We start from the raw sequence: 19216 nt of genomic DNA, 5'->3' as shown, positions 1-19216 counted from the left end.
GCTGCTGGCGGAGGTCGCCGCCTCGGCCGTGGTGACGGCGCACAGCCATGTGCTGCGGCGCTGGCTGCGGGCGGGCGGGCAGGGCGACGTGGAGGCCCAGTTGGACCACGCGTTCGCGATCGTGCGGGACACCTTCGGCACGGGGATAGGCGCCGGGCGGACGGGTTCCGTTCCCTCGGCCGCGACCGCCGCGGGCGGTGGCGAGCCCGCCGGGGCGGCCGCCCGGGCCACCGCCACCGGGGACGTGCTGGTGGCGGTCGCCCGCACCGACGCCCCGCTGGAGGAGATCATGGGCGCGATCGAGCGGACGCTGAAGAGCCGCTAGGGCGGACCCTCAGAAGGGGTCGGCCCACGGCCGTCCCCGCCGCTCCTCGTGGAGCGCGCGCGGCCAGGGGCCGCGGGCTGCCGGCAGTCGGACCAGGGTGCGGCGGAAGACGCGCCCGTCCGGCGGGAACCGGTACCAGGGCCGCGGCGGCAGCGGATCGTCGCGCTCCACGCCCCCGGGCAGCACGCCGGTGACGGGGAGCCTGGTGCGCTCCGGCCGCAGGGCCGGACGCGTCCACACCCCGGCGTCCAGCGGTACGGCCGCGGTGCCGGCGGGCGGCCGCCACACCTCGCCGGTCTGCGGTTAACGGGGTACGGCGGCGATGGCCGGTGGACCGCCGGCGGCGGGCAGTCCGGGACCGGCCAGGCCCACCGTGCGGTCGCCGGACGGGCCGGTGGGCGCGGCGCCCTCGCCGGCCACCACCTCCGACCGGTGGGGGACGGGCGGTCGGGGCAGGCCGTCGCCGACCGGGCGCGCCACCGGGAGAGCGGTGCGGTCAGCTCGGTGCCGCACCTCGCGCACGCGGAAATCGGCAACCCCGCCCCCTGTCTCCGGCCGTCTTCCCCGGCCGGCACCGCCACGACCAGCGGTTTTCCACTCCGTACGGGCCCGTTCGATCGATCATCGCTCATAAGTGACGGACGGATGACACCTGAGAGAAATTCATGGCACTCAGTGTCTTGCCGACTGGCACGCGGTGTCATACGTTGAAGGAGTCCGGGCGGCCGGCGTGCAGAGCAGTCCCGTACGCCGGCTGTCCCCGCAAAGCCACCCGGCTCGCGCGCCCGGACGCCTGCGTCACAGGCACCTTTCCGCGCACCACCACCGCGCTGCCGAGCACCACCCGGCCGAACCGACGGCACCCCTCCGCACCACACAGCAGCCAGCAGCACCACCGACGTTCCCCTCAGCGTCCCCTGACGCCTCCTCCGCACAGCGACAACCCGGCCCTCACCGGGCGGAGGAGACACACCCGCCGGAGGCAACACCGTGAAGGAAATCCTGGACGCGATCCAGTCGCCGGAGACCACCTCCGCCGACTTCGCCGCACTCCCGCTGCCCGAGTCGTACCGCGCGATCACCGTCCACAAGGACGAGACCGAGATGTTCGAAGGGCTCGCCACCCGCGACAAGGACCCGCGCAAGTCGCTGCACCTGGACGACGTGCCGCTGCCCGAACTGGGCCCGGGCGAGGCCCTGGTGGCAGTGATGGCCAGCTCCGTCAACTACAACTCGGTGTGGACCTCGATCTTCGAGCCGCTGTCCACCTTCGGTTTCCTGGAGCGCTACGGGCGCGTCTCGGAGCTGACCAAGCGGCACGACCTCCCGTACCACATCATCGGCTCCGACCTCGCGGGCGTGGTGCTGCGCACCGGCCCCGGCGTCAACGCCTGGCGGCCCGGCGACGAGGTCGTGGCGCACTGCCTGAGCGTGGAGCTGGAGTCCTCCGACGGGCACAACGACACCATGCTCGACCCGGAGCAGCGGATCTGGGGCTTCGAGACCAACTTCGGCGGCCTCGCCGAGATCGCGCTGGTGAAGTCAAACCAGCTCATGCCCAAGCCGGACCACCTGAGCTGGGAGGAGGCCGCCTCGCCGGGCCTGGTCAACTCGACCGCGTACCGGCAGTTGGTCTCCCGCAACGGCGCGGGCATGAAGCAGGGCGACAACGTGCTGATCTGGGGCGCGAGCGGCGGCCTCGGCTCCTACGCCACCCAGTTCGCGCTGGCCGGCGGCGCCACCCCGATCTGCGTCGTCTCCAGCCCGGAGAAGGCGGACATCTGCCGCGCCATGGGCGCGGAGGCGGTCATCGACCGCAACGCCGAGGGCTACAAGTTCTGGAAGGACGAGACCACCCAGGACCCGAAGGAGTGGAAGCGCTTCGGCAAGCGCATCCGCGAGCTGACCGGCGGCGAGGACATCGACATCGTCTTCGAGCACCCGGGCCGGGAGACCTTCGGCGCGAGCGTGTACGTGACCAGGAAGGGCGGCACGATCACCACCTGCGCCTCGACCTCGGGCTACATGCACGAGTACGACAACCGCTACCTGTGGATGTCGCTCAAGCGGATCATCGGCTCGCACTTCGCCAACTACCGCGAGGCGTGGGAGGCCAACCGCCTCATCGCCAAGGGCAGGATCCACCCCACCCTGTCGAAGGTGTACTCACTGGAGGACACCGGCCAGGCCGCCCACGACGTGCACCGCAACGCCCACCAGGGCAAGGTCGGCGTGCTGTGCCTCGCGCCCGAGGAGGGCCTGGGCGTCCGCGACGCCGAGAAGCGCGCGCAGCACATCGACGCCATCAACCGCTTCAGGAATGTCTGAGGTCCTCCAGATGACCGAGCGCCAGAAGGACCGGCCGTGGCTCATGCGGACGTACGCCGGCCACTCCACGGCCGAGGCGTCCAACGAGCTGTACCGGCGCAACCTCGCCAAGGGCCAGACCGGTCTGTCCGTCGCCTTCGACCTGCCCACGCAGACGGGGTACGACCCGGACCACGTGCTGGCCCGCGGCGAGGTCGGCCGGGTCGGGGTGCCCGTCTCCCACCTGGGTGACATGCGGCGGCTGTTCCAGGACATCCCGCTGGAGCAGATGAACACCTCGATGACCATCAACGCCACCGCCATGTGGCTGCTGGCGCTCTACCAGGTGGTCGCCGAGGAGCAGGGCGCGGACATCACCCGGCTCCAGGGGACGACGCAGAACGACATCGTCAAGGAGTACCTGTCGCGCGGGACGCACGTCTTCCCGCCCGGCCCGTCGCTGCGGCTGACCACCGACATGATCACGTACACGGTCAACCGCATTCCCAAGTGGAACCCGATCAACATCTGCTCGTACCACCTCCAGGAGGCCGGGGCGACGCCGGTCCAGGAGATCTCGTACGCCATGTCCACCGCGATCGCCGTGCTGGACGCGGTCTTCTCCTCCGGGCAGGTGCCCCAGGAGAAGAAGGGCGACGTGGTGGCCCGGATCTCGTTCTTCGTGAACGCGGGCGTCCGCTTCGTCGAGGAGATGTGCAAGATGCGGGCCTTCGGGCGCCTGTGGGACCGCATCACCCGGGAGCGGTACGGCATCGAGAACCCCAGGCACCGCCGGTTCCGCTACGGGGTGCAGGTCAACTCGCTCGGTCTGACCGAGGCGCAGCCGGAGAACAACGTGCAGCGGATCGTGCTGGAGATGCTGGCGGTCACCCTCTCCAAGGACGCCCGGGCGCGGGCGGTGCAGCTCCCGGCCTGGAACGAGGCGCTGGGCCTGCCCCGCCCGTGGGACCAGCAGTGGTCGCTGCGCATCCAGCAGGTGCTGGCGCACGAGAGCGACCTGCTGGAGTACGAGGACATCTTCGCCGGCTCGCACGTCATCGAGGCGAAGGTGGACGCGCTCGTCACCGACTGCTGGGAGGAGATCGACCGCATCCAGCAGATGGGCGGCGCGATGGCCGCGGTGGAGTCGGGCTATCTGAAGTCGCAGCTCGTCTCCTCGCACGCCGAGCGACGGGCGCGGATCGAGGCCGGCGAGGAGAAGATCGTCGGCGTCAACATCTTCGAGACCACCGAGCCCAACCCGCTCACCGCCGACCTGGACACCGCGATCATGACGGTGGACCCGGCGAACGAGGCGCGGGTGGTCGCCGCCCTGCACCAGTGGCGGGACGAGCGGGACGAGCCGCGCGCCCAGGAGTCGCTGGCCGCGCTGAAGGCGACCGCCGCCGGGGAGGGCAACCTCTTCGAGGCGACCCTGGAGTGCGCCCGGGCCGGTGTCACCACCGGCGAGTGGGCGTGGGCGCTGCGGGACGTGTTCGGCGAGTTCCGCGCCCCCACCGGGGTGTCCTCGGCGCCGGTGGCGGTCACCGCCGAGCAGGGCAGTCTGCTGGCGACCGTACGGGAGAAGGTGTCCCGCACGGCGGAGCAACTGGGCTCGGGCCGGCTGCGGCTGCTGGTGGGCAAGCCGGGTCTGGACGGGCACTCCAACGGCGCCGAGCAGATCGCCGTACGGGCCCGGGACGCCGGCTTCGAGGTGGTCTACCAGGGCATCCGGCTCACCCCGGAGCAGATCGTGAACGCCGCGCTGGCGGAGGACGTGCACTGCGTGGGCCTGTCGATCCTGTCCGGGTCGCACGCCGAGCTGGTGCCGGACGTGCTGGAGCGGCTGCGCGCGGCCGGGGCGCCCGACATCCCGGTCATCGTCGGAGGGATCATTCCCGGTGCCGACGCCGCCGAACTGAAGCGGGCGGGTGTGGCCGCCGTCTTCACCCCGAAGGACTTCGGGATCACGGAGATCATCGGCCGTATCGTCGACGAGATCCGCACCGCCAACAAGCTCGACCCCCTGGAGGTCCCCGCATGACCCCGTCCGCCCCGGTCAACGCCCCTGGCACCGCCCCGGTCGACCGGCTCCGTCCGCGCCGCTCCTGCCTCGCGGTGCCGGGCTCCAACCCGCGCTTCCTGGAAAAGGCCCAGGGTCTCGCCGCCGACCAGGTCTTCCTGGACCTGGAGGACGCCTGCGCGCCGCTGGCCAAGCCGGAGGCCAGGCACACCATCGTGAAGTTCCTCAACGAGGGCGACTGGACCGGCAAGACCCGGGTGGTGCGGGTCAACGACTGGACCACCGAGTGGACCTACCGCGACGTGGTCACCGTGGTGGAGGGCGCCGGCCCGAACCTGGACTGCATCATGCTGCCGAAGGTGCAGGACGCCGCCCAGGTGAAGGCGCTGGACCTGCTGCTGACGCAGATCGAGAAGACCATGGGCTTCGAGGTCGGCCGGATCGGCATCGAGGCGCAGATCGAGAACGCGCGCGGTCTGAACAACGTCAACGAGATCGCCGAGGCCTCGCCCCGGACCGAGACCATCATCTTCGGCCCGGCCGACTTCATGGCGTCCATCAACATGAAGTCGCTGGTGGTCGGCGAGCAGCCGCCCGGCTACCCGGCGGACGCCTACCACTACATCCTGATGAGGATCCTGATGGCGGCGCGCGCCAACGACCTCCAGGCGATCGACGGGCCCTACCTCCAGATCAAGAACGTGGACGGCTTCCGGGCGGTCGCCGGGCGGGCCGCGGCGCTCGGCTTCGACGGCAAGTGGGTGCTGCACCCGGGCCAGGTCGAGGCCGCCAACGAGGTGTTCTCGCCCTCCCAGGAGGACTTCGACCACGCCGAGCTGATCCTGGACGCGTACGACTACCACACCTCCGAGCGGGGCGGCAGGAAGGGCTCGGCGATGCTCGGCGACGAGATGATCGACGAGGCCAGCCGCAAGATGGCGCTGGTCGTCTCCGGCAAGGGCCGGGCCGCCGGCATGACCCGCACCTCCTCCTTCGAAGCCCCGGAGGCCTGATCGCCATGCAGTTCGGACGCACCTACGAGGAGTTCGAGGTCGGCGCTCTCTACAAGCACTGGCCCGGCAAGACGGTCACCGAGTACGACGACCACCTGTTCTGCCTGCTGACGATGAACCACCACCCGCTGCACATGGACGCCAACTACGCCGAGAAGACGACCGACTTCGGCCGCAACGTGGTGGTGGGCAACTACGTGTACTCGCTGCTGCTGGGCATGTCGGTGCCCGACGTGTCCGGCAAGGCCATCGCCAACCTGGAGATCGAGTCGCTGCGGCACGTCGCGCCGACCTTCCACGGCGACACGATCTACGGCGAGACGACGGTGCTGGACAAGACCCCGTCGAGGTCCAGGAGCGACCGCGGGATCGTGTACGTGGAGACCAAGGGCTACAAGCAGGACGGCACCCTGGTGTGCGTCTTCCGCCGCAAGGTGATGGTGCCCACCGAGACGTACGTCAAGGAGCGCGGCGGCGAGCAGCCGGGCCGCCCCGAGCCGGTGGAGCCGCCGCGCGAGAGCGGCCCGCGGGCGACCGACGCGAGGACGGAGAAGTAGTCATGGCCCGACTGGCGCAGACCCCCGGTCTGAGCGACGTCCAGCAGGAGATCGTCTCCACCGTCCGCGACTTCGTGGACAAGGAGATCATCCCGGTCGCCACCGCGCTGGAGCACAAGGACGAGTACCCGCAGGACATCGTGGACGGGCTGAAGGAGCTGGGGCTCTTCGGCCTGATGATCCCCGAGGAGTACGGCGGGCTCGGCGAGTCGCTGCTGACGTACGCGCTGTGCGTGGAGGAGATCGCGCGCGGCTGGATGTCGGTGTCCGGCATCATCAACACGCACTTCATCGTGGCGTACATGCTCAAGCAGCACGGCACCCAGGAGCAGCGGGACGCCTTCCTGCCGCGGATGGCGGCCGGCGAGGTGCGGGGCGCGTTCTCCATGTCGGAGCCGGCGCTCGGCTCGGACGTGTCGGCGATCTCCTCCAAGGCGGTGAAGGACGGCGAGGAGTACGTCCTGAACGGCCAGAAGATGTGGCTGACCAACGGCGGGACGTCGACGCTGGTGGCCGTGCTGGTGCGGAGTGACGAAGGACACCCCGAGGGCGCCGCCCCGCACAAGTCGATGACGACGTTCCTGGTGGAGAAGGAGCCCGGGTTCGGCGAGGTGCGACCCGGCCTGACCATCCCCGGCAAGATCGACAAGATGGGCTACAAGGGGGTCGACACCACCGAGCTCATCATGGACGGACTACGCATTCCGGCCAATCGGGTCCTGGGCGGGACCACGGGTCGGGGCTTCTACCAGATGATGGACGGCGTCGAGGTGGGCCGGGTGAACGTCGCCGCGCGTGGCTGCGGTGTGGCCCAGCGTGCGTTCGAGCTGGGTGTGGCGTACGCGCAGCAGCGCCACACGTTCGGCAAGGCCATCGCCGAACACCAGGCGGTCCAGTTCAAACTGGCCGAAATGGCTACCAAGGTGGAGGCCGCGCATGCGATGATGGTCAATGCCGCACGCAAAAAGGACTCCGGGCAGCGCAACGACCTCGAGGCAGGGATGGCGAAGTACCTCGCCTCCGAATACTGCAAGGAGGTCGTCGAGGACGCGTTCCGTATCCACGGTGGGTACGGGTTCTCGAAGGAGTACGAAATCGAGCGCCTCTACCGTGAGGCTCCGATGCTGCTCATCGGTGAAGGTACCGCCGAGATCCAGAAAATGATCATCGGTCGGCGGCTGCTGGAAGAGTACCGGATGCAGGGGTGAATGTCGCTTTTCGGTCGCTTTGGCCGCGAAGAAGGTCACACCGGGTCATCGTCTTCCGGACTCCGACTCGGCTTCTGGCTTTCCCAGTTGCGGGCCGCACCCGATAGCATCGCCGAAAAGCCGCCGTCCCCCGTCAACCCGCGCGGCATCATCCGCTACGAAGGTCATCCATGCCCCACAGCCAAACCTCTGCATCTCGCGACGGCCTCTCTGGCATGAGCATCGCTCGCGGAGCATCGCCGTGGCTCCTGCCGACCGTCGCCACCGCCGCCCTCAGCCTGGCCCGCTCCCGGCGCTCCAAGGGAGCCCGGGCGCTGGCCGTGCCCGCCACCGCGCTGGCGGCGGGCATGCTGTGGTTCTTCCGCGACCCCGAGCGCGAGATCGCTCAGGGCCGGGTCATCTCGCCCGCCGACGGTGTGGTGCAGAGCATCATGCCGTGGAAGGACGGCCGGACCCGAGTCGCCATCTTCATGAGCCCGCTCAACGTCCACGTCAACCGCGCCCCGCTGGCGGGCACGGTGACGTCGGTCGAGCACATCCCGGGTGGGTTCGTGCCGGCGTTCAACAAGGAGAGCGAGAACAACGAGCGCGTCGTCTGGCACTTCGACACCGAGCTGGGCGACATCGAGATGGTGCAGATCGCCGGCGCGGTGGCCCGCCGCATCGTGCCGTACATCCCGCAGGGGACCAAGGTCGAGCAGGGCGAGCGCATCGGACTGATCCGCTTCGGATCGCGGGTCGACATCTACCTCCCGGCGGGTGTCGAGGTGGACGTGGAGGTCGGTCAGGCCACGACCGCGGGGGTGACTCGCATTGACCGTGATTGATCCCGAGACACCGGCGAACTGGGCCGCCGACGACGAGGGCCGCGAGGAGGCCGAGGACATGCCGCTCTCGATGCGGCTGTCGATAGCGGACACCCTCACCCTGGGCAACGCCACCTGCGGCTTCATGGCGGTGTACTTCACCACCACCGGCATCCTCATCCCGCACCTCACCGGCAGCGACGAGTCCGGCATGGCCCGGCACTCGGCCGCCACCGCGGTGATCCTGATGCTCTGCGCGGCGGTCTTCGACCTCTTCGACGGGCTGGTGGCGCGCAAGCTGCGCAGCTCGCCGATGGGCGCGGAGCTGGACAACCTCTCCGACCTGATCAGCTTCGGCCTCGCGCCGGCGTACTTCGTGCTGGTGTGGGGGATGGTCGCGCAGGACGCGGACCAGCGGGTGTCCGCGGTGGCCGCGATCGTGGTGCTGCTGGCGGTGGTGCTGCGGCTGGCGCGGTTCTCCTGCGTGACGCTGAAGGACGGCATGTTCCAGGGCATGCCGAGCCCGTTCGGCGCGCTGACGGTCGTCTCGATCGTGCTGCTCGAGCTGCCGTTCGTGCCGACGCTGCTGGCGATCATCGGCACCGCCTGGCTGATGGTGAGCCGGGTCGAGTACCCCAAGCCCCGCGGCGTGCTGGCGGTGGCGATGCTGAGCTGGATCGTCGGCGCGATGGGCATGCTGGCCGCCTGGGCGTTCGACGCGCCCGGCGGGCAGTTCCTGCTCCAGATGGGCTGTGTGCTCCAGGTGGTGCTGGGCGCGGTGATCCCGCTCTTCGCGACCGCCCGCCGGGTGAACACCTTCCGCGGCAACCGGCGCGAGAGCCGGGAGGCGCGGGCGCAGCTCCCCTAGCGGGACGCGGAACGGACCGGAAGGGCCCGGCGGCGAGAGCGATCTCGCCGCCGGGCCCTTCGGCGTACCGGGTCCGTCACCGTCCTTGTAGTGGTGCTACGCGGCGGGGTGCGGGTCCCCGGACGGCGTGAGCGGCGTAGTGGGGGGGCGCCGGCCGGGCAGCGGGGTGTCACAGGCGCTGACCCGGCCCGCTGCCGGAGGTGCGGGCGCCCCCGCCCGTCAGGCTCGGGCAGGGGCGCGGGCGGTCAGCGGAGGAAGTCGCGGGCCAGGTTCTCGGCGGCCTGCTCCAGGAGGGGGCCGGCGTTGGCCATGCTCTTGGCGGGGTCGGGCTCCAGGGCGGCGAGGGCGTAGGCGCGGCGGATGCCGGCGCGGCCCAGGGCCTCGGGCGGCAGGGCGAGCCGGCCGCAGACGGCGACCGTCTCCACACCGGCCTCGCGGGCGGCGGCGGCCACCCCGGCCGGAGCCTTGCCGTGCAGGGTCTGCTCGTCCAGGGAGCCCTCGCCGGTGATGACCAGGGTGGCCCGGGCCAGGGCGGGGGCGAAGCCGAGCACGTCCAGCATCACGTCGATACCGGCCCGGAAGCTCGCGCCGAGGCCGACCAGGGCGCCGTAGCCGATGCCGCCGGCCGCGCCCGCGCCGGGCGACTCGGCCAGCTCCGCGGCGCGCTCCACGCCGGCCTCCGCCAGCACCCGGGCGTAGTGCGCCAGGGCGGCGTCCAGCTCGGCCACGTCCTCGGGCGAGGCGCCCTTCTGCGGGCCGTACACGGCCGGGGCGCCCTTGGGTCCGGTCAGCGGGTTGTCGACGTCGCTGGCCAGCACCAGCTCGACGCCGGCGAAGCGCGGGTCGAGACCGGAGAGGTCGGCGGTGGCGAGGTCCTTCAGCGGGCCGCCGCCGGGGCCGACCGGCTTGCCGTCGGCGTCGAGGAAGCGCGCGCCGAGCGCGGCGAGCATCCCGGCGCCGCCGTCGGTGGTGGCGCTGCCGCCCACCCCGAAGACGATGGTGCGGGCGCCGGCGTCCAGCGCGGCCCGCAGCAGCTCGCCCGAGCCGTAGGTGGTCGAGGTCAGCGGGGCGAAGACGCCCTCGGGGAGCAGTTGGAGGCCGGACGCCTCCGCCATCTCCACCACGGCGCTGCCCTCGCGCAGCGCGTACGCCGCGGTGACCGGCTCCCCGAGGGGACCGGTGACCTCGACCTCGCGCCGCTCGAATCCGGCCGCGACGGCGGCGGCGACCGTGCCGTCGCCGCCGTCGGCGACGGGGAGGGTCTCCACCTCCACGTCGGGGACGACGCGGCGGAGCCCGGCCGTCACGCGCTCGGCGACCTGCACGGCCGTGAGCGAACCCTTGAACTTGTCGGCCGCGACAAGTACGCGCGCGGCCTCAGAAACTGCTCCGTCCGCCACCGTTGTATCCCTTGCTTTCGAACAGGCAGTCGCGCCGGGGCCGACCCTATCCGCACGGCCGCGGCCCTGGCCACCCCGGACCGCCCATCGGACGGACCGTGCGAGGCCGCGGAGCCGCTGGTCAGGCGGCGTCGGCCGGCCGGTGCGGCCAGGGCCAGTCGGCGCCGCGGCCGGCCTCCAGCAGCGGCACCATCCGGAAGGCGGCGTCGGTGAGCCCGCCGAAGGTGTGCCGGGTGGCGCTGCCGGTGGGCGCGTGGCCGGGCCGGTAGCCGGCGAGGTTCCAGGTGTACACCGGCACCTTCGGCGGGACCTGCTGCACCGGATCGCCGTGCCTGCTGTACGCCGCCTGCTCGTCGGTGACGATCAGCACCCGGTCGTGGCGGCGGTAGTGGGTGCGCACGGCCTCGGTGGTGTCCGTGCCGCCGAGGTCGCCGAACCGGTCCAGGACCTTGAGCACCGACTCCCCCGCCCGGTAGGGCACCGGCTTGCTGGTGGTGCCGAACTGCACGAGGTCGGCGTTATCGGCACGCAGGGCCAGGGCGGCGCCGAAGATCGCGGCCGCGTCGGCGCGGTTCAGCTCCGAGCGGCCCGACAGCGGGGCCCACATGGAGCCGGAGCGGTCCACCAGCACCAGGGTGCGGCCGGGCAGCGCGGGCACGTTGGCCAGCGAGTGGCCGAGTGCCTGCTCCAGCGGGTGGGCCCAGCGCAGCGAGGGCGCGTGGCGGTGGGCGGCCAGGTAGCGGAACGGGAACTGCCGGGAGCGCGCCACGGCGGCCGGGTCGCTGATCCGGGCGGCGACCGCCGCGGCCGTCTCGTCGCTCACTCCCGCCTGGTCGAAGTTGCGCAGGTTGCGCAGCAGCGCCATCGGGCCCATGGACGGGATGATCGCCTCCCACACGGCCGCGTCCAGCGGGCCCTGGAGCCAGCCTGCCAGCGCCTCCCAGCTCATCGCCGCCTCGGCCAGTCGGGCCGGCCCGTCGGGGCCGCTGACCAGCGCGCGCCGCTCGGGGACGGGCAGCGCCATCAGCTTCCGGTGCGCGGTCAGCGTCCGGTCGGCCGCGGGCGGCACGGCGGTGTCCGGGTGGTGCCGGCGGTCCAGCGCGTACCGGAACAGCTCGCCCTGCCAGGGCTTGGCCGGGTCCGGGGCGGCGTGCACCAGGTTGAGCACGTCGCCGAAGCGGAACGCCTTGCCGGCGGTGTCGTACTTCAGCAGCGCCCGGGAGTCGTAGAGCCGGCGTACGGCGTCGGCGACGCCGCGCTTGACGGGCTTGGGCACGGCACGGCCGTAGCGGGCCGTCCAGTAGCCGAGGAGCTCGCCGGGCTCGTCGGCACGGCGGAGCACGGAGTCGACGACCTGCCGGCCGCCGGGGCCTTCGCCGAGGACCTCCGGGCCGGCTTCCAGCCGGGCCCGGACGTACTCGGCGGCGCCGACGAGGGACGCGGAACGCAGGTGGGCGTCGGTGCGCAGCCAGCGCAGCAGTCCGGCGGTCCACCACGGGTCCTGGACGGCCAGCTCGCGCACCAGGGCGGCGAACCGGTCGTCGCGGGCGCGGCCGTCCTCGTAGAAGGTCTGCTGGGTGACGAAGTTGGCGACGGCGAGCAGGAACAGCTCGGAGCGCGGATCGCGCTCGGCGCCCTGGCCGCCCTCGTGTGTGGTGGCGGGCCGGCCGGTGGAGCGCACCGGCGACAGCGCGGCCGTCACGGCGCCGCGGACGGCGTTGAAGCGTGCCATGTGGATCCCCCGTGTCATGTCCCCGTACTGCCGGGCGCGCCTCCCGAGGACTGAGGTGGCAGCGGCGGATTTCGGTACAGAAGTAGCCGCGGCCGGCGCACCGGGAGGCGCACCCGTGTCATGCAGGTGTCCAGAGATCAAGGCGGCGGAACCACGTGGTGCTCTACCGACTGAGCTACACCGGCCCGAAAGCCGGTGACGGGACTCGAACCCGCGACCGCCCCATTAACAGTGGAAGTAGGTCCTGCCTGCGCACCTGGACGAGGACGACGCTAGGCCGGGCGGGCGGAGCGGCGCCACGGGTTTTCCCGCCCGGGGCGGACCGGGACCGGCTTTCGGACACGGCCGGATGCATCGCCGCGCACGGCTCGCGTCACTGGGCCGTTCGTGTGACGCTGGCCACTATGACGTGGGCATCGTGGACGACGACCGACGTGTACACGGGCAGTGGCGGGGTTCGCACCGACGAGCTCGGCATCGTCACCGGAAATGTCACCGTGCACACCACCTGGGCGGGTGGCGAGGCGCTCATCGCCATCCAGTACAGCGGAGCCTCCGAGTGGTTCACCATGACGGGCTCCCCGGTTCCGTGCGACTCGGAACGCGACAGCCGCGACCTGCACGCCGCGGTCGTGGAGGCGGTACGGGAGGGCCGCGGGGCCCAGGTGCCGGCCCCGCTCGCGCGGCCGCCGGGCTGAACGGCCGGCGCACCGGACCGGGCCGGCGGACGGCGACGGGCCTCGCCGCGCCCGGTGGCTAGGCTGCCGGTGTGACGATCAGCGACTACACCGCCTATATCGCCGGGCTCCCCCGGGTGCTCGCCGGCGCGGCCTGCCTGTTCCGTGACGCCGGCGGCCGGGTGCTGCTCGTGGAGCCGAACTACCGCGACGGCTGGGCGCTGCCCGGCGGCACCATCGAGTCGGACGCCGACGAGACGCCCCGGCAGGCGGCGCGCCGGGAGACGCTGGAGGAGATCGGGCTGGACGTCGAGCCGGGTCGGCTGCTGGCGGTGGACTGGACGCCCGGCCCCGGCCGGCCGCCGATCGCGGCCTGGCTGTTCGACGGCGGGGTGCTGACCGAGGAGCAGCTCACGTCGGTGGTGCTCCAGGAGGCGGAGCTGCTGTCCTGGAGGCTGGTGGAGCGCGCCGAGCTGCCGGTGCTGCTGCCCAGTCCGCTGCGCCACCGGGTGGCGGCCGCGCTGGAGGCGCTGGACACCGGCTCCGGCGCGGTGGAGCTGGAGAGCGGCCGCCGGCCGGGCCGCCGGTAGGAAAGGCGTTCGCGGCGGGCGGCGGCGGCTGCGTACGCTCGCCGGCATGACCCTCGTCGCCTTCCTCAGCGGGGCCGGTGTCTCCACCGACTCCGGCATCAGCGACTACCGCGGCCCCGACGGGCTGTGGCGGCGCGATCCGGACGCCGAGAAGCTCGTGACGTACGCGTACTACATGGCCGACCCGGAGATCCGGCGGCGGGCCTGGCTGATGCGGCGGGACGCCCCGACGCTGCGGGCCGCGCCCAACGCCGCGCACCGCGCGATCGCCGCACTGGACCGCAGGGACGGCTTCGCGGTGCGGGTGCTCACCCAGAACGTCGACGGGCTGCACCAGGCCGCCGGGCTGCCCGAGCGCAAGGTGCTGGAACTGCACGGCACCGCGCGGACGGTGGTGTGCACCGGGTGCCAGGCGCGCTCGCCGATGGCGGACGCGCTGGCGCGGGTGGACGCGGGCGAGGACGACCCGGCGTGCGCGGCGTGCGGGGGCGTCCTGAAGCCGGCGACAGTGATGTTCGGGGAGAGGCTGGATCCGGCGGTGCTGGGCGAGGCGATGGGGATCGCCGAGGCCGCGGAGGTGTTCGTCGCGGTGGGGTCCACCCTCCAGGTGCAGCCGGCGGCCTCGCTCGCGGGCATCGCGGCGGAGCACGGGGCGAGGCTGGTGGTGGTGAACGCGGAGCCCACCCCCTACGACGAACTGGCGGACGAGGTGGTCCGCGAGCCGATCGGCACGGCGCTGCCGGCGCTGCTGGGGAAGCTGGCGTAGCGCCGGCGGGCGGCCTCGGTCAGAACAGCGCGCCGGGCGGCGGGCCGGCGGCCCCGACCCGGCCGCTCTCGAAGTCCAGCAGCCTGCGCTTGCGCTCCAGGCCGCCGCCGTAGCCGGTGAGGGCGCCGGCCGCGCCGACGACCCGGTGGCAGGGGACGATGATGCTGACCGGGTTGCGCCCGTTGGCCAGGCCGACCGCGCGGGAGGCGTTCGGCGCGCCGAGGTCGCGGGCCAGTTGCCCGTAGCTGCTCGTCCGTCCGTACGGGATGGTCAGCAGCCGTTGCCAGACCCGCTGTTGGAACGGGGTGCCGGCCAGGTCCAGCGGCAGGTCGAAGACGGTGGTCCGGCGGGCGAAGTAGGCGTCGAGCTGGCGGAGCGCCTCGGTGAAGGGGCGCGCATCGCGTTCGCCGAAGGTCTCCTGGGGCGGCCGGTGGCGCTGCTCGGTCATGTAGAGCCCGCTGAGGACGCCGTCGGTGGCGACCAGGGTGAGCGGGCCGTAGGGGCTGTCGGCGACGGTGTGGCGGCGGTGCACGGGTGCGGCTCCTCAGGCGGGCAGGTGGTTGACGGGGTGGCTGTCGGTGGCCCACAGGTGCTGGACGGCGTAGGCGCGCCAGGGCCGCCAGGCGGCGGTGCGGGCGGTGAGCGCGGCCGGGGTGGCGGGCAGGCCGAGGTGCCGGGCCGCCTTGCGTACGCCGAGGTCGCCGGCGAGGAAGGCGTCCGGGTCGCCGAGGGCGCGCATGGCGATGGTCTCGACGGTCCACGGTCCGAATCCGGGCAGCGCGGCGAGGGCGGCGCGGGCCTCGTCCCAGTGGACGTCCGGGCCGAGGCGTACGGCGCCGTCGGCGAGCGCGGCGACCAGGGTGGTGACGGTGGTGCGCCGGGTGCGCGGCAGGGCCAGCGACTCGGGGTCGAGGGAGGCGAGTTGCCCGGGGGTGGGGAAGAGGTGGGTGAGGCCGCCGCCGTCGGGGTCCTCGACCGGGGTGCCGTGCGCGGCGACCAGCCTGGCCGCGTGGGTGCGGGCGGCGGCGGTGGAGACCTGCTGGCCGAGGACGGCGCGGACGGCGAACTCGGCCGGGTCCACGGTGCGCGGCACCCGCCGGCCGGGGGCGGCGGCCACCAGCGGGGCGAGCACGGGATCGGCGGCGAGCTGCTCGTCCACGGCGAGCGGGTCGGCGTCCAGGTCCAGCAGCCAGCGGCAGCGGCTGACGGCCAGGGTCAGGTCGCGCGGGTCGGTGAGCCGGAGCCGGCAGCCGATGTGCCCCTCGCGCGGGGTGAGTGCGACGGTGCCGGGGCCGTGGGGCAGGGCCAGGTGCCGCCGGTAGGCGCCGTCCCGCCACTCCTCGACGCCGGGCACACCGGTAGCGGCGAGGTGGCCGAAGAGGTTGCCCGGGGTGAGCGGGGACCGGTAGGGCAGCCGCAGCTCGATGGCGCCGGGGCCCGGTGCGCCCGGTCCGGGGCGGCCGGCGCGGGTGCGCAGCTCGCCCGGGGTGAGCGCGAAGACCTCGCGGACGGTGTCGTTGAAGGTGCGCACCGAGGAGAAGCCGGCCGCGAAGGCGACGTCGGCGAACGGCAGCGCGGTGGTCTCGATGAGCACCCGGGCGGTCTGGGCGCGCTGGGCGCGGGCCAGGGCGAGCGGCCCGGCGCCCAGCTCGGCGAGCAACTGGCGTTCGATCTGGCGGGCGGAGTAGCCGAGCCGGGCGGCGAGGCCGGGCACGCCCTCGCGGTCCACCACGCCGTCGCGGATGAGCCGCATGGCGCGGGCGACGGTGTCGGCGCGGGCGTTCCACTCCGGCGAGCCGGGGCTGGTGTCGGGCCGGCACCGCTTGCAGGCCCGGAAGCCGGCCTGCTGGCAGGCGGCGGCACTGGGGTGGAAGACCATGTTCTCCGGCTTGGGCGGCACGACCGGGCAGCTCGGGCGGCAGTAGATGCGGGTGGTGAGGACGGCGGTGTAGAACCAGCCGTCGAACCGCGCGTCCCTGGACCGCACGGCACGGACGCAGCGCTCGGTGTCGGTGTGCATGGCTCCAGCATCCGGCACGCCGGGGTGGTCCGGCTGGCGGAAAAACGACATGGTGACGCCTCGACCGGGAGTGCGGGCCGGCTCCGGCGGCGGTCGAGGGAGGTGGCCAACGTCTCCTCGGCACACGTCGGGAGAGGTTGCGGGCACCGACGGGGGCCGTGATGGGATGTGGTGATGCGACCCCCCACACGCATGACGCCGTCACATCCCCGTCCCTACGCCAATCCCTATGACGAGCTGGCCGAGCTGGCCGACCCGGAGCCGGACGCCTGGCACGCGCCGGACCCGGCGGCCGGGTCCGGACCCGAGCGGCGGCCGGGCGGGCGGGACGACTTCTCGGATCTGACCGGGGCGGTGCGATCGGACCGGGAGCGGGAGGAGTGGTCGCCGCCCAGCCACCGGGGCCGCAGCAGGCTGGCCGGTGTCTCCCTGGCGGTGAAGCTGGTGGTGGCGGCGCTGGTCGGCGCGGTGCTGCTGGTGGCGGGCGACCGGCTGGCGGTGGCGTACGCCGAGCGGAAGACCGAGGAGAGGATCCAGCAGTCGCTGCACCTGGCGGCCCGCCCGCAGGTCGACATCGACGGCTTCCCGTTCCTGACGCAGGTGCTGGACAAGCGGATCGGGCAGGCCCGGGTGAGCGTCCCGGACGTGGCGGCCAGCAAGGTGTCGCTGTCGGAGGTGCACGCCACCGCCCGCAACGTGCATGTGGTGGGGGACCTGCCCAGCTCCGTGCAGGGGGCCGTCGTCGACCGCATGGACGGGGATGTGCTGCTGTCCTTCGAGGACCTGAGCCGCGAACTGGGCGCCTCGCAGTTGACGTTCAGCCAGGCCGGGCCGCGGGATGTGAAGGTCGCCGGGACGCTGCCGGTGGCGGGGCGGGAGATCCGGCTCCAGGCGCGCGCCCGGGTGGGGGCCGAGGACGGCCGGAAGCTGTCCACGGTCATCGGGGACATGCGACTGGACGTGCCGGGACTGTTCACCTACCGGCCGGGCCGCGGCCCCGGGGCGGGGCTGCGGCTGCACCCGGAGGCGGCCCGCCGGGTCGCCTCCACCGCCGCCCAGGCCAAGGCGCTGTTCTCGGTGCCCGCGATCACCCAGCGGCTCGGGCTGCCGGAGTCGGCGATCGACCGGGCCCTGAGCGGCGAGAAGGAGCTGAGCCGGCTCACCGGATCGCCGCTGTTCCTCCAGCGGTTGAGCCAGGTCAACCTGGTGGACCTGGTGGTCGACCACCCGTGGCTGCTGGAGAAGGCCGGCATCGACCCGGGCCTGGTGGACGCCCTGCTGAAGCTGCGCCCGCCGGCCCTCACCGACCGGCTGTCCTTCTCCTACGAGCTGCCCGCCGCCGCGCGGGACGTGCGGGTGCGCGAGGTCGCGGTGGAGCGCGACGGCATCCGGGCCAGGCTGCTGGGCACCGGGCTCGCCTTCGGCTCGACCGGCTGAGCGGTCGTCAGCCGGCAGGCCGGCGGGGGCGCGGCGCCTGGTAGAGGCCGCGGCCCGCGCGGTGGGCGCGCGAGGTGGCGACCAGCCGGTCCAGGGTGCCGCGCACCGTGTTGATGGCGTTGTTGGAGGTGTCCCGGCCGAGCAGCGCGGCCACGTCCCGGGCCCGCATCGGCTCGCCGCCGTGCGCGGCGAGGATCGCCGCGACCTGCTCGGTCAGGCCGCCGGGCCACTCGTGCGGGACCTCCAGCGGTTTGCGCGGCGCGGGGAGGGCGGCGGACAGGGCCTGGAGGGCGCCGAGGGCGGTGCGGACGGCGTCCAACCGGGCGGAGACGGCCGCCAGGTCCTGCTCCAGGTCCGCCTTGCGCTGCTCCAGCCGGGGCAGTTCGGCCCGCAGCAGCGCGGCGGTGCTCGCCACGCTGTCCGTGCCGAGGACGTCGCCGTCCCTGCCGAGTACCTGTGGCATGGCCCCTCCCTCGGGCGGCGAGGGCCGTCGGTGCGCTTCGGCGTCCGTGGGTGCGCGTCAGCGGTCGCCGGTGTGCTTCAGCGTTCAACGGCCCGGCGTGAAAACGTGCACAGCATAACGACCCCGCGGCCGGCCGCGGGGTCGTTATGCCGGATCGTGTGAAGCTGTGGTGCCGTGAAGCCGTGGGGCGTGCAGGTCAGCCGATCTGGGCGCCGGTGGCGCTCAGGGCCTCGGTGACGGGCTGGAAGAAGGTCTCCCCGCCGGCCGAGCAGTCACCACTGCCACCCGAGGTCAGACCCACCGCCGCGTCACCCGAGAACAGCGAACCACCACTGTCCCCCGGCTCCGCGCACACATCGGTCTGGATCAGACCCTCCACCACATCACCGTTGCCGTAGTTCACCGTGGCGTCCAGACCCGTCACCGTGCCCTCGTGCACCTGCGTCGTCGAACCCGACCGGGTCACCTTCATCCCCACCGTCGCCTCGGCCGCCTTGCTGATCGCCTGCGTACCCCCGCCGTACAGATTCACCTCACTCGGCGCCTGCGCACCGCCCTCGTACTTCACCAGCGCGAAGTCGTTGCCCGGGAACTGCGAATCCACCATCGTCCCCACCGGCGCACCACCCGCCGACTCCGACCACGCACTGCCCGTCTCACCGCAATGCCCCGCCGTGATGAAATGCGGCGCACCGTCCTTGACCACGTTGAACCCCAGCGAGCAGCGCCCGCCACCGGAGTGGATCGCATCCCCACCGGCCAGGAACGTGCGGAACTCGCCCTCGGTCCGCCGCAGCTCCGCCTTCGAGCCCAGCTCCTTCACCGCCGCGGTCACCTTCGCCAGATCCGCACCCTTCACCGTGCGGTCCGCCGTCACCACCACCGTGTTCGCAGCCGGATCCACCGCCCACGACGTGCCCGGCACCGAGGCGTCCTTCTTCAGCTCACCCCGCGCCGCCGACAGCTCCGCCAGCGTGTGCTCCACGATTCTGGCCTCACCGCCCGCCGCCCGCACCCTCTTCGC

The 19216-nt window shown here is 72.9% G+C and carries 19 protein-coding genes, 1 tRNA gene and 1 pseudogene; 12 read left to right on the top strand and 9 right to left on the bottom strand.

Annotation, left to right across the window (positions count from 1 at the left end):
* Positions 1-325 (top strand): annotated as a pseudogene (locus tag C6N75_RS19170) (TetR family transcriptional regulator); the annotation flags it as partial.
* Between the two features lie 9 nt (positions 326-334).
* On the opposite strand, the gene C6N75_RS19165 reads toward C6N75_RS19170, so the two are convergent.
* A complete protein-coding gene (locus C6N75_RS19165; protein ID WP_105870138.1) occupies positions 335-613 on the bottom strand; it encodes a hypothetical protein in 279 nt (92 codons plus the stop codon).
* A gap of 15 nt (positions 614-628) precedes the next feature.
* Positions 629-805 (bottom strand): hypothetical protein, encoded by a 177-nt coding sequence (locus C6N75_RS30795; RefSeq protein WP_181160537.1) that lies wholly within the window; start codon positions 803-805, stop codon positions 629-631.
* Between the two features lie 510 nt (positions 806-1315).
* On the opposite strand from C6N75_RS30795, the gene ccrA reads away from it, so the two are divergent.
* The 7 genes from ccrA (at position 1316) to pssA (ending at position 9107) form a co-directional block, all read left to right on the top strand.
* Positions 1316-2653, top strand: a complete 1338-nt coding sequence (gene ccrA / locus C6N75_RS19155) for a crotonyl-CoA carboxylase/reductase (RefSeq protein ID WP_105870136.1) — start codon at positions 1316-1318, stop codon at positions 2651-2653.
* A 10-nt stretch (positions 2654-2663) separates the two neighbouring features.
* The gene (locus C6N75_RS19150) at positions 2664-4676 is read left to right on the top strand and encodes a protein meaA (protein WP_105870135.1); all 2013 of its coding nucleotides are present in this window, start codon (positions 2664-2666) and stop codon (positions 4674-4676) included.
* Entirely contained in the window at positions 4673-5668 is a 996-nt protein-coding gene (locus tag C6N75_RS19145) for an HpcH/HpaI aldolase/citrate lyase family protein (RefSeq protein ID WP_105870134.1), read from the top strand. The genes C6N75_RS19150 and C6N75_RS19145 overlap by 4 nt, the downstream gene beginning before the upstream one ends.
* 5 nt (positions 5669-5673) lie before the next feature.
* Positions 5674-6225 (top strand): MaoC family dehydratase, encoded by a 552-nt coding sequence (locus tag C6N75_RS19140; protein ID WP_105870133.1) that lies wholly within the window; start codon positions 5674-5676, stop codon positions 6223-6225.
* A gap of 2 nt (positions 6226-6227) precedes the next feature.
* Positions 6228-7433, top strand: a complete 1206-nt coding sequence (locus tag C6N75_RS19135) for an acyl-CoA dehydrogenase family protein (RefSeq protein WP_105870132.1) — start codon at positions 6228-6230, stop codon at positions 7431-7433.
* A gap of 170 nt (positions 7434-7603) precedes the next feature.
* Positions 7604-8260: a phosphatidylserine decarboxylase gene (locus C6N75_RS19130; protein ID WP_105870131.1), complete on the top strand. Its 657-nt coding sequence runs from the start codon at positions 7604-7606 to the stop codon at positions 8258-8260.
* A complete protein-coding gene (gene pssA, locus C6N75_RS19125) occupies positions 8253-9107 on the top strand; it encodes a CDP-diacylglycerol--serine O-phosphatidyltransferase (RefSeq protein WP_105870130.1) in 855 nt (284 codons plus the stop codon). Before C6N75_RS19130 ends, pssA begins: the two co-directional genes overlap by 8 nt.
* Before the next feature lie 245 nt (positions 9108-9352).
* Here pssA and C6N75_RS19120 read toward each other — a convergent pair whose 3' ends face one another.
* The 3 genes from C6N75_RS19120 to C6N75_RS30790 all read right to left on the bottom strand — a co-directional run bounded on the left by C6N75_RS19120 (position 9353) and on the right by C6N75_RS30790 (position 12502).
* Positions 9353-10507, bottom strand: a complete 1155-nt coding sequence (locus C6N75_RS19120; protein WP_105870129.1) for a glycerate kinase — start codon at positions 10505-10507, stop codon at positions 9353-9355.
* A gap of 121 nt (positions 10508-10628) precedes the next feature.
* The gene (locus C6N75_RS19115) at positions 10629-12239 is read right to left on the bottom strand and encodes a TROVE domain-containing protein (RefSeq protein ID WP_105870128.1); all 1611 of its coding nucleotides are present in this window, start codon (positions 12237-12239) and stop codon (positions 10629-10631) included.
* 193 nt (positions 12240-12432) lie between these two features.
* A tRNA-Asn gene (locus C6N75_RS30790) sits at positions 12433-12502 on the bottom strand.
* A 141-nt stretch (positions 12503-12643) separates the two neighbouring features.
* On the opposite strand from C6N75_RS30790, the gene C6N75_RS19110 reads away from it, so the two are divergent.
* The 3 genes from C6N75_RS19110 to C6N75_RS19100 all read left to right on the top strand — a co-directional run bounded on the left by C6N75_RS19110 (position 12644) and on the right by C6N75_RS19100 (position 14272).
* Positions 12644-12937, top strand: a complete 294-nt coding sequence (locus tag C6N75_RS19110; RefSeq protein ID WP_105870127.1) for a hypothetical protein — start codon at positions 12644-12646, stop codon at positions 12935-12937.
* Positions 12938-13008: 71 nt separating this feature from the next.
* Positions 13009-13506 (top strand): NUDIX domain-containing protein, encoded by a 498-nt coding sequence (locus C6N75_RS19105; RefSeq protein WP_105870126.1) that lies wholly within the window; start codon positions 13009-13011, stop codon positions 13504-13506.
* A gap of 46 nt (positions 13507-13552) precedes the next feature.
* Positions 13553-14272 carry an SIR2 family NAD-dependent protein deacylase gene (locus C6N75_RS19100; RefSeq protein ID WP_105870125.1) on the top strand — a complete coding sequence of 240 codons (720 nt, stop codon included), beginning with the start codon at positions 13553-13555 and terminating at the stop codon, positions 14270-14272.
* A gap of 19 nt (positions 14273-14291) precedes the next feature.
* On the opposite strand, the gene C6N75_RS19095 is transcribed toward C6N75_RS19100, so the two are convergent.
* Both C6N75_RS19095 and C6N75_RS19090 read right to left on the bottom strand, forming a co-directional pair.
* Positions 14292-14804: a methylated-DNA--[protein]-cysteine S-methyltransferase gene (locus C6N75_RS19095; RefSeq protein ID WP_107503749.1), complete on the bottom strand. Its 513-nt coding sequence runs from the start codon at positions 14802-14804 to the stop codon at positions 14292-14294.
* A 12-nt stretch (positions 14805-14816) separates the two neighbouring features.
* The gene (locus tag C6N75_RS19090) at positions 14817-16292 is read right to left on the bottom strand and encodes an AlkA N-terminal domain-containing protein (RefSeq protein ID WP_105870124.1); all 1476 of its coding nucleotides are present in this window, start codon (positions 16290-16292) and stop codon (positions 14817-14819) included.
* 192 nt (positions 16293-16484) lie between these two features.
* Here C6N75_RS19090 and C6N75_RS19085 point away from each other — a divergent pair, with 192 nt between their 5' ends.
* Positions 16485-17729: an LmeA family phospholipid-binding protein gene (locus C6N75_RS19085; RefSeq protein WP_258177497.1), complete on the top strand. Its 1245-nt coding sequence runs from the start codon at positions 16485-16487 to the stop codon at positions 17727-17729.
* Positions 17730-17736: 7 nt separating this feature from the next.
* On the opposite strand, the gene C6N75_RS19080 is transcribed toward C6N75_RS19085, so the two are convergent.
* Complete coding sequence (locus tag C6N75_RS19080) at positions 17737-18192, bottom strand: hypothetical protein (RefSeq protein ID WP_105870123.1); 456 nt, start codon at positions 18190-18192, stop codon at positions 17737-17739.
* A gap of 196 nt (positions 18193-18388) precedes the next feature.
* Positions 18389-19216 (bottom strand): S1 family peptidase (locus C6N75_RS19075; RefSeq protein WP_105870122.1); only part of this gene is annotated, 828 nt, incomplete at its 5' end.

The organism is Streptomyces solincola (assembly GCF_002982015.1).
GTDB classification, from domain to species: domain Bacteria; phylum Actinomycetota; class Actinomycetes; order Streptomycetales; family Streptomycetaceae; genus Streptomyces; species Streptomyces solincola.
Note: the sequence above shows the minus strand (reverse complement) of the source record. Positions and strands in the feature narration are given on the sequence as shown.

What these genes read in the sequence shown, in the direction of transcription:
- C6N75_RS19090 (WP_105870124.1), bottom strand. Translation starts at nt 16,292, where the DNA reads ATGCACACCGACACCGAGCGCTGCGTCCGTGCCGTGCGGTCCAGGGAC.
- C6N75_RS19145 (WP_105870134.1), top strand. Translation starts at nt 4,673, where the DNA reads ATGACCCCGTCCGCCCCGGTCAACGCCCCTGGCACCGCCCCGGTCGAC.
- C6N75_RS19085 (WP_258177497.1), top strand. Translation starts at nt 16,485, where the DNA reads ATGACGCCGTCACATCCCCGTCCCTACGCCAATCCCTATGACGAGCTG.
- C6N75_RS19140 (WP_105870133.1), top strand. Translation starts at nt 5,674, where the DNA reads ATGCAGTTCGGACGCACCTACGAGGAGTTCGAGGTCGGCGCTCTCTAC.
- C6N75_RS19110 (WP_105870127.1), top strand. Translation starts at nt 12,644, where the DNA reads ATGACGTGGGCATCGTGGACGACGACCGACGTGTACACGGGCAGTGGC.
- C6N75_RS19100 (WP_105870125.1), top strand. Translation starts at nt 13,553, where the DNA reads ATGACCCTCGTCGCCTTCCTCAGCGGGGCCGGTGTCTCCACCGACTCC.
- C6N75_RS19150 (WP_105870135.1), top strand. Translation starts at nt 2,664, where the DNA reads ATGACCGAGCGCCAGAAGGACCGGCCGTGGCTCATGCGGACGTACGCC.
- C6N75_RS19135 (WP_105870132.1), top strand. Translation starts at nt 6,228, where the DNA reads ATGGCCCGACTGGCGCAGACCCCCGGTCTGAGCGACGTCCAGCAGGAG.
- C6N75_RS19130 (WP_105870131.1), top strand. Translation starts at nt 7,604, where the DNA reads ATGCCCCACAGCCAAACCTCTGCATCTCGCGACGGCCTCTCTGGCATG.
- C6N75_RS19080 (WP_105870123.1), bottom strand. Translation starts at nt 18,192, where the DNA reads ATGCCACAGGTACTCGGCAGGGACGGCGACGTCCTCGGCACGGACAGC.
- C6N75_RS19115 (WP_105870128.1), bottom strand. Translation starts at nt 12,239, where the DNA reads ATGGCACGCTTCAACGCCGTCCGCGGCGCCGTGACGGCCGCGCTGTCG.